We start from the raw sequence: 8,043 nt of genomic DNA, 5'->3' as shown, positions 1-8,043 counted from the left end.
CGCGTCGGCCGACGGGACGCGGGTGACACGACGTGGCGCATATGCCACGTCGCGCCGCCCGCGTCCCTCGGCCGTGGCCCGCTCGCGGGTCACGCCTCTGCTGTTCCTGCTGCCCGCCTTCGCGGTCTACGCCGCGTTCGCGCTCTACCCGCTGGGCCGCGCCGCGCAGTTCTCCCTCTTCGAGTGGCGCGGCTTCGGCGCGTCCACCTTCGTGGGCCTCCAGAACTACATCGACCTCGCCGGGGACGCCGCCTTCCGCGCCGCGATCGGGAACGCCCTGGTCCTGATCGTGTTCTACGCGGTGATCCCGCTGGTCGTCGGCCTCGTGCTCGCCGCGATCCTGCGCCGCGGCCAGGTGCGCGGGATGGGCTTCTTCCGCACCGTGATCTTCCTGCCGCAGGTGATCGCGCTGGTCGTCGTCGCGGTCGCGTGGCGGCAGATCTACTCGCCCGTCGGCCCGCTGAACCAGGTGCTGGAGGCCGTCGGTCTCGGAGGCCTCACCCGCGGCTGGCTCGGCGACCCTGGCACGGCGCTCGCGTCCGTCGGGTTCATCGGCACCTGGGTCGAGATGGGGCTGGTGATGCTGCTGATGCTGTCCGGGATGAGCCGCATCCCCGCCGAGCTGTTCGAGGCGGCGCGGCTGGACGGCGCCGGCCCCGTGAAGGAGTTCTTCGCGATCACCCTGCCCGCAGTGCGCGGCGAGATCACCGTCGCGCTCGTGCTGACCATCATCGCGGCACTGAAGACCTTCGACCTCGTCTACATGACCACCTCCGGCGGTCCCGGCAACTCCACCACCGTGCCCAGCTACGAGGTGTACTTCCGTGCCTTCGACCTGCGCGAGGTCGGCTCCGCGAGCGCCGTCGCGATCGTGCTGACGCTGCTGATCTTCGCGATCAACGTGGGCGTCACCCGCATCGGGGAGCGTGAGTCATGAGGGTCTCCCGCGGCGAGGTCGTGATGAACTACGTCCTCCTGATCGCCTTCGCGCTGTTCGCGCTCGCCCCCGTGCTGACGATCCTGATCGGCTCCGTCTCGGCGCCGCTGGGGGAGCCGGCCGGCTTCTACCCCGGCAACTACCTCGAGGCATGGACGGTGGGCGGCTTCGGCAGCTCGCTCGGGAACTCCGTCGTGGTCGCCGCGATCGTGGTGGGCCTGGCGACCGTGCTCTCGATCGGCTCCGGCTATGCGCTGGGCACCATGCGCTTCCCCGGCGCGACAGTGCTCTTCTACCTGTTCCTGCTGGGCATGATGATCCCCGCCGAGGCGACGATCATCCCGCTGTTCTTCGACCTGCGCACCCTGGGCCTGACCGACACCTATCTCGCGATCGCCCTGCCGCAGGTCGCCCAGTCCATCGCCTTCGGCACCTTCTGGCTGCGGGCGCAGTTCCGCTCGATGCCGACGAGCCTGCTCGAGGCCGCCGCGCTCGACGGCGCAGGCCCCCTGCGCGCGCTGCGCAGCATCCTCGTGCCCGCCTCCCGGCCCGCGATCGTGACGCTGGTGGTGCTGGTGTTCATGTGGACGTGGAACGAGTTCCTCATCGCCCTGATCATGACCCCGAGCGGCAGCCGACGCACCGCCCCGCTGGGCCTGGCGACCTTCCAGGGCCAGTACACCTCCGAGACCGCGCTGCTCGCCGCGGCCGCCGTGATCATCGCCCTGCCCACCGTGATCCTGTTCCTGTTCCTCCAACGCCACTTCATCCGCGGGATGCTCGAAGGAGTCGCCAAGTGATGACCGACCGCCCCGACGCCCTGACCGACGGGCCCGCCGCCGCCTCGCACGCCCCGGGCGCCGCGACCCCGGCCCCGCCCGAGGCCGCCGAGCGGCAGGACTGGGACCCGCTGGCCTCGCTGCGCACCCCGTCGGACCCGCCGCTGGACGTGCTGCTCTCCGGCACCGTGTTCTTCGACATCGTCTTCACCGGCATGGACCGCCTGCCCCAGCCCGGCGAGGAGCTGTGGTCCAAGGGGATGGGCTCGAGCCCCGGCGGGATCGCGAACCTCGCCACCGCCGCCGCCCGGCTCGGCCTGCGCACCGGTCTGGTCGCCGGCTTCGGCGACGACGCCTACGGCGACTGGATGTGGCAGACCCTCTCCGAGGAGGAGGGCATCGACCTCAGCGCCTCGCGGCAGTTCGACGACTTCCACTCGGCGCTGACCGTCTCGGTCGCCGCGCACGGGGACCGGGCGATGGTCACCCACGGCCACGACCTGCCCGAGCCGATCTCCACCCTCATCGCCCGCGCCCCCGCCGCTCGCGCCGCCGTCGTGGACCTCGCCGGGGACACCTCCTGGTGGGCGGGGATCGCTCGCGGCGGCGCGCTGATCTTCGCCGACATCGGCTTCGACGCGACCGGGAAGTGGGACCCCGCCGACCTCGACCCGCTCGCACACTGCCACGCCTTCACCCCCAATGTCGTCGAGGCCACCGCCTACACCCGCACCGACAGCCCCGGCCGTGCCGTGCGGGCGCTTGCCGAGAAGGTGCCGCTGGCGGTGGTGACCGACGGGGCCGACGGCGCCTACGCGATCGACTCCTCCACCGGCGAGGAGGCGTTCTGCCCCGCTGTGCCCGTCCGCGCCATCGACACCACCGGCGCCGGGGACGTCTTCGCCGCCGGGCTCGTGCTGGGCACCCTCGCGCAGTGGCCGCTCGAGCAGCGGCTGCGCTTCGCCTCCCTGTGCTCGGCGCTGGCCGTGCAGCAGTTCGGCGGCTCCCTCGCGGCGCCCGGCTGGGGCGATATCACCGACTGGTGGCGCCAGCTCAGCGACGCCTCCGCCGACGGCGACCTCCGCGCCGCCTACACCCGCGGCGGCTACGAGTTCCTCGACGGCATCGTCCCCGACCACCCCGTGCTCGGCCGACGCCGCGCCCAGGGCACCTTCGCGCTCCGCTCCGACGCCGGCCGGCACTGACCCCGGCCCGGCCCCTCCCGCCCCGCCTATCACGGCCAGACATGTGCAGCTACGTTCCATCGGTGGAACACAGCTGCACATGACTGGCCGGTCACCGACTCGACCCGCCTGGACCCATCCACCGGTGCATCGACGCACCGCCGCACGAGAGAAGTCAGGAACCATGTCGCACCCTCCCCTCCCCGCCCGCCCCGCCTCTGCCGCACCCGTCCCCGACGCCCCCGCCCCGCGCGGGCTCTCCCGCCGTCGCCTCCTGCAGGGCTCGGCCGTGCTCGGACTCGCCGCCGGCGCCACCGCCCTGGACCTCAGCGGGCTGCCGCCGATGGAGCGCGCCCTCGCCGACGGCGGCGTCGACCTGGACATCCTCTACATCGGCGCCCACCCCGACGACGAGGCCTGGACCCTGGCCGCTTTCGGGCAGTGGAACGAGTACGAGAACCAGAGGGCCGGGGTCATCACCATCACCCGCGGCGAGGGCGGCGGGAACGCCGTCGGCCTCGAGGAGGGCCCGGCGCTGGGCCTGATCCGCGAGGGCGAGGAGCGCACCGCCGTCGGCCTCGCCGGGATCGAGCACGTCTTCAACCTCGACGCGGTCGACTTCTTCTACACCCTCTCCGCCCCGCTCAGCCACGAGGTGTGGGGCGGGCGGGACGTGCTCAGCCGCGTGATCCGCGTCGTGCGCGCGACCCGGCCGGACGTGATCGTGACGATGAACCCCTCGGCCGTGCAGGGCAACCACGGCAACCACCAGCAGGCCGCGATGTTCGCCGTCGAGGCGTACCTCCTCGCCGGTCGCGAGGACGTCTTCCCCGAGCACTTCGACGAGGGCCTGAAGCCCTTCGCCCCGAAGCGTCTGCTGCGCTCCGGCTCCGACGGCCAGGCGCCGACCGGGCCCGACGCCGTCGCGACCGGGTTCACGCCGCTGGTGGCGAGCGACGTGGTGTTCGGGGCGTGGAACGGCACCGAGTCCGAGAAGCACGGCAAGCGCTGGTCGGCCGTGCGCGACGACTCGATCCACGCCTACCGCACCCAGGGCTGGCACGTCTTCCCGCCCACCACCACGGACCCCGCGACGATCCCCGCCGCCTGGTTCACCCTGATCGACTCCCGCACCCCGTTCCCGGATCCGACCAGCGGCGACACCGCGGCGCTCGGCGGAGCGAGCCTCCCGGTCGAGGGCGGGCTGCCGCTCGGCACCACGCTCGAGCTGCGCAGCGAGCAGTTCGCCGTGCAGACCGGCGGCAGCGTCGAGGTCCAGGTGGAGATCGGCTCCCCGGGCAGCGCCCTGCCCGGCGTGCAGGTCGAGCTCGAGGTCCCCGACGGCTGGGACGCCGGGCGGAAGCAGGTCCTCGGCACGGTCCCCGCGAAGCAGTCCCGCACCGCGACCTTCACCGTCGAGGTGCCGGAGAGCGCGACCCCCGGCGAGCACGTGCTGCTGCGAGCCCGCGTCACCTCCCGCAAGGGCTCCGGAGAGAACGTGCTCCCGCTGCGCACCGCCGGCGTGGTCGAGGCCGGGATCGCCGACCGCGCCGAGATCGCCGCCTTCCTCGAGTGGACCGAGGAGCTCGGCATGCAGCGCCTCGACGCGCTCGTGCCCACCCGGCGCTCCCTCGGCCAGGGCCGCGCCGAGGAGTTCGAGATCGTGGTGCGCAACCGCTCCGAGCAGGTGCAGGACGCGGAGGTCACCCTCACCCTGCCCGACGGCTTCACCGCCGAGCCGGCCCAGCTGCTGGTGGAGGGCGTGCCCGCGCTCGGCGAGTCGACGGCCACGGTGCGGATCGAGAACACCGACCCCTCGCTGCCGACGGCGAACCGCGCCCCGGACGGCGGCGTCTACGCCGTCACGGTCACCGCGTCGGCCGGAGGCGTCCCCGCCACGACCGCGCAGGGCCTGCACCTCGTGCCGCGGCTGGTCGCCTCCCGCACCGAGGGCGTCGAGGTCGACGCGGTACGCGGCACCGGGGAGTACCCCGGCGAGCCGATCGACATCGGCACCCTGTGGGAGGGGTCGGAGGTCACCCCGGAGGACGCCTCCGGCTCCACCTGGGTCACCTACGACGACGCCGCGCTGCACGTGTTCGTGCAGGTCATCGACGACGTGCTCGGCACCCTGCTGCCGCCGGAGGACAACAAGCAGCGCTTCCGCACCGACTCCGTCGAGATCATGATCGACCCGCGCGGCACCTCCGACCACACCGCCACCACCTTCATCCTCGGGGCGCTGCCCGGCACGGACGACGGCGCGGGCGGCGTGGGCGGACCGGTCGCCGGACGCGACCACGACAACCGCCAGGGCCCGATCGAGGAGGTCGCGCCCTCGGTGAGGATCGCCGCCGAGATCTCCGAGCCCTACCAGGGCTACGTGCTCGAGACGACGATCCCCTTCGCGGAGCTGCCCGACGGCATCGACCCGACCCGCGTGGGCTTCAACGTGGTCGTCTACGACTCCGACACCCAGGACCGCACCGGCCAGTCCCGCATCGGCTGGTCCACCTTCCCCGGCGTGCAGGCCGACCCCTTCCGCTGGGGCGTGCTCGAGCTGCCGGATCTCGAGGCCGCGCCGTCGGCGCCGGTCGAGCCCAGGATCCCGAACACCTCGGCCCGCTCCGTCGCATCGCCCCAGTCGATCCTGCAGTCCGCGGCCGACGGGATGGGGCTCGGCGGCTTCCCCACGCTCGGCGCGGACGCGGTGCGGGTGGACAAGGCGACCCGCCGACGCCGCGAGATCAGCGCCGTGGTGCGCACCGCGGCGCCTGGCACCCGGCGCGTGTTCGTCTGGGACGGGGAGCGGACCGTCGGCGAGCTCGAGGCGACCGACGTCCGCTCCGCCCGCGAGGTCGTGACGATCCCGCTGGCCGGGGACGTGCCGGCCGACGCGACCCTGACCGTGGCCGTGTCGCTGGAGAACGAGGACGGCGCCGGCGCGGCCGCCGCGACGGTGCGCTGAGCGGGCGGGCGGCGGCTACTGCGCCGTCACCGCCCGCTCGAGCGCGGCGAGGGACTCCTCGAGGAAGCTCGGCGGGAACGGCGGCAGGCCGAACTCCTTCTGCAGCTGGTCGGGCACGGCGCTCCAGTCGTAGGTCAGCGTGACCTCCGTGGCCGGCCCCGGTGCGGCCGAGACGGCCGCCAGCTGCCCGCTCAGCGGTCCTCGATCTCCAGCAGGCTCGCCGCGCTCTCGATCTCCTCGTGCTCGGGGCGCTCCTTCTGCATCCGCTCCATGTACGGCCGCGCCCGCTCGACCTGCTGCTCCAGGTTCGTCACCGTGGTGAGGAAGTTCTGGTTGGCCTGGGTGCGGAAGGAGTCGATGCCGTCCATCGTGGCGAACAGGTTGTCGAAGGCCTTCTGCAGCGTCTCGGCGGAGACGCCGGAGTTCGCCGCCTGCTGCTGCACCTTCACCGAGTTGTCGGCGAGCATCTTCGAGGTGGAGGAGATGAGGTTGTCGGTGGTGGCGTTGACCGCGTCGATCTGGTCGAGCACGAGCTTCTGGTTCTCGAGCGCCTGCGCGGTGATCACGGCGGTGCGCAGCGCGGTGACGGTGGTGGTGCGGGCCCGCTCCACGCCCTGCTGGAGCTTGGTGTTGTTGTCCTCGATGACACCCATCGAGAGGTAGGCCTGCACGGTCACCGCGATCTGGGTGGCGACGTCCTGGCGGCGCTGGCGGACGGCGAAGAGCACGTCCCGCTCGAGCGCGTCGGCGTCGGCCTGCTTGCCGGAGGCGCGCATCTCCTCGGCCTTGCGCACGGCCCGATCGTCGAGCAGCCCCAGCAGGTGGGAGGCCTTCTGGAGGGCGCCGAGGTCCTCCCAGAGGGCGCGGCGCTCCACGGCGAGCTCCGCGTTGTCGCGCTGGAGCCCCTCCTGGCCGCGGGAGAGCGCGCCGAGGACGTGGTCGAGCTGGTCCTGGTTCGACTCGAAACTGCGGAAGTAGCGCTTGGCGCGGTTGCGGCCGGGCAGGAAGCCGAGCGCCTTGTCGGCGAAGGTCTCCTCCTTCGGCGCGAGCTCCTCCATGGTGGTGCGCAGCTCGGTGAGCGACTTCGCGACGTTCTCCTGGGCGCTGCCCTTCTTGTCCTTCGCGTCCCGCAGCGACTGCTCCATGAAGCGCGAGGAGGTCTGCGAGGTGCGCTCGAAGGTGCGCCGCGCGACCGCGCCGAGGGCGTTGACCTGCGCGGTGAACTCCTGAGAGTGGGGGTTCAGCTGGGAGACCTGGTCGACCCAGGCATCCGCCCGCTGCTCGAGCTCCTGCTGCTGCTCGGCGGGGAGGTCGGGGAGCACGGAGACCGCGTCGTCGTCGCTGATCTCCTCGACCGGCTCGGCCGGGGTGATCTCCTGGGCGGGGGTGGGCGGCTGGAGCTTGTCCATCGGTGCCTCCTGGGCGGGTCGCGGGTGATGGCTGGTGGTCGATGCCGGCGGGGCCGGGCATCTCTCGGGCGGATGGTCGGTGGGTGCGGTCGGTCGGCGGTGGTGCGGAGGGGCGGCGCGGCCGGCGGGCTCCTCCCGCGGCGGCCGACGGGGCGGGTCAGACGTCGATGATCGGGTCCAGGTGCTGGTCGGCGAAGCGCTGGCGCAGGAACTCGGAGTGCACCTCGAGCGAACGGGAGACGCCGCCGACGAGATCGCTCTCGATCCGCTCGACGCCCTCGCCGAGCACGTCGAGCTGCCGGTCGATCGAGGCGAGGTTCGCCAGCGCCTCCTCGCGGGCGCTGCCGGCGAAGGTGCGCAGGAAGGAGATGATGTCCGCGGCGGCGTCGACGAGGTCCGGCACGTAGCGGGTGGCGATGCCCTCCAGCATCGTCACCTCGCCCGCGGACGGTCGCATCTGCTGCAGCTGCTCGGCGCCGACGAGCGCGTCGATCCTGGTCAGCAGCGCGTCGACGTCGTCGAGCACCTGGGTTGCGGGGGCCGCGGAGGCCTGCGGGCGCAGCTCCCGCACGCGGGCGCGGGTGGTCTCGTTGGCTTCGAGGATACGTTCGAGCACCTCGCGGGTGCCGCCGGTGACGCTCGCGTCGATCACGGGACGCGCGGCCGATCCTGTCCGCGGACGGTTCACGGCCACGCCGACCCCGCCGAGGGCGACGGCGCCGACGCCGACCGCGGCGCCGAGGGCCAGCACGGGCCCGCCGAGGCC

The 8,043-nt window shown here is 73.0% G+C and carries 5 protein-coding genes and 1 pseudogene; 4 read left to right on the top strand and 2 right to left on the bottom strand.

Features of this window, described 5'->3' with window-relative positions:
* Nucleotides 1-73 precede the first annotated feature (73 nt).
* The 4 genes from HMPREF3159_RS05535 (at nt 74) to HMPREF3159_RS05520 (ending at nt 5,868) form a co-directional block, all read left to right on the top strand.
* The gene (locus HMPREF3159_RS05535) at nt 74-937 is read left to right on the top strand and encodes a carbohydrate ABC transporter permease (protein ID WP_070500040.1); all 864 of its coding nucleotides are present in this window, start codon (nt 74-76) and stop codon (nt 935-937) included.
* Nucleotides 934-1,737: a carbohydrate ABC transporter permease gene (locus HMPREF3159_RS05530; protein ID WP_053918393.1), complete on the top strand. Its 804-nt coding sequence runs from the start codon at nt 934-936 to the stop codon at nt 1,735-1,737. Before HMPREF3159_RS05535 ends, HMPREF3159_RS05530 begins: the two co-directional genes overlap by 4 nt.
* A complete protein-coding gene (locus HMPREF3159_RS05525) occupies nt 1,737-2,921 on the top strand; it encodes a carbohydrate kinase family protein (protein ID WP_083305809.1) in 1,185 nt (394 codons plus the stop codon). The genes HMPREF3159_RS05530 and HMPREF3159_RS05525 overlap by 1 nt, the downstream gene beginning before the upstream one ends.
* 163 nt (nt 2,922-3,084) lie before the next feature.
* Complete coding sequence (locus HMPREF3159_RS05520) at nt 3,085-5,868, top strand: sugar-binding protein (RefSeq protein ID WP_141748090.1); 2,784 nt, start codon at nt 3,085-3,087, stop codon at nt 5,866-5,868.
* A gap of 191 nt (nt 5,869-6,059) precedes the next feature.
* Here the strand turns inward: HMPREF3159_RS05520 and HMPREF3159_RS05515 are convergent, their stop codons facing one another.
* Both HMPREF3159_RS05515 and HMPREF3159_RS05510 read right to left on the bottom strand, forming a co-directional pair.
* Nucleotides 6,060-7,277: a toxic anion resistance protein gene (locus HMPREF3159_RS05515; RefSeq protein WP_070500039.1), complete on the bottom strand. Its 1,218-nt coding sequence runs from the start codon at nt 7,275-7,277 to the stop codon at nt 6,060-6,062.
* Between the two features lie 157 nt (nt 7,278-7,434).
* Nucleotides 7,435-8,043 (bottom strand): annotated as a pseudogene (locus HMPREF3159_RS05510) (hypothetical protein); the annotation flags it as partial.

Source organism: Brachybacterium sp. HMSC06H03, assembly GCF_001807385.1.
Lineage (GTDB): Bacteria > Actinomycetota > Actinomycetes > Actinomycetales > Dermabacteraceae > Brachybacterium > Brachybacterium conglomeratum.
The sequence above is the reverse complement of the archived record's forward strand: the minus strand, read 5'-3'. Positions and strand labels throughout refer to the sequence as shown.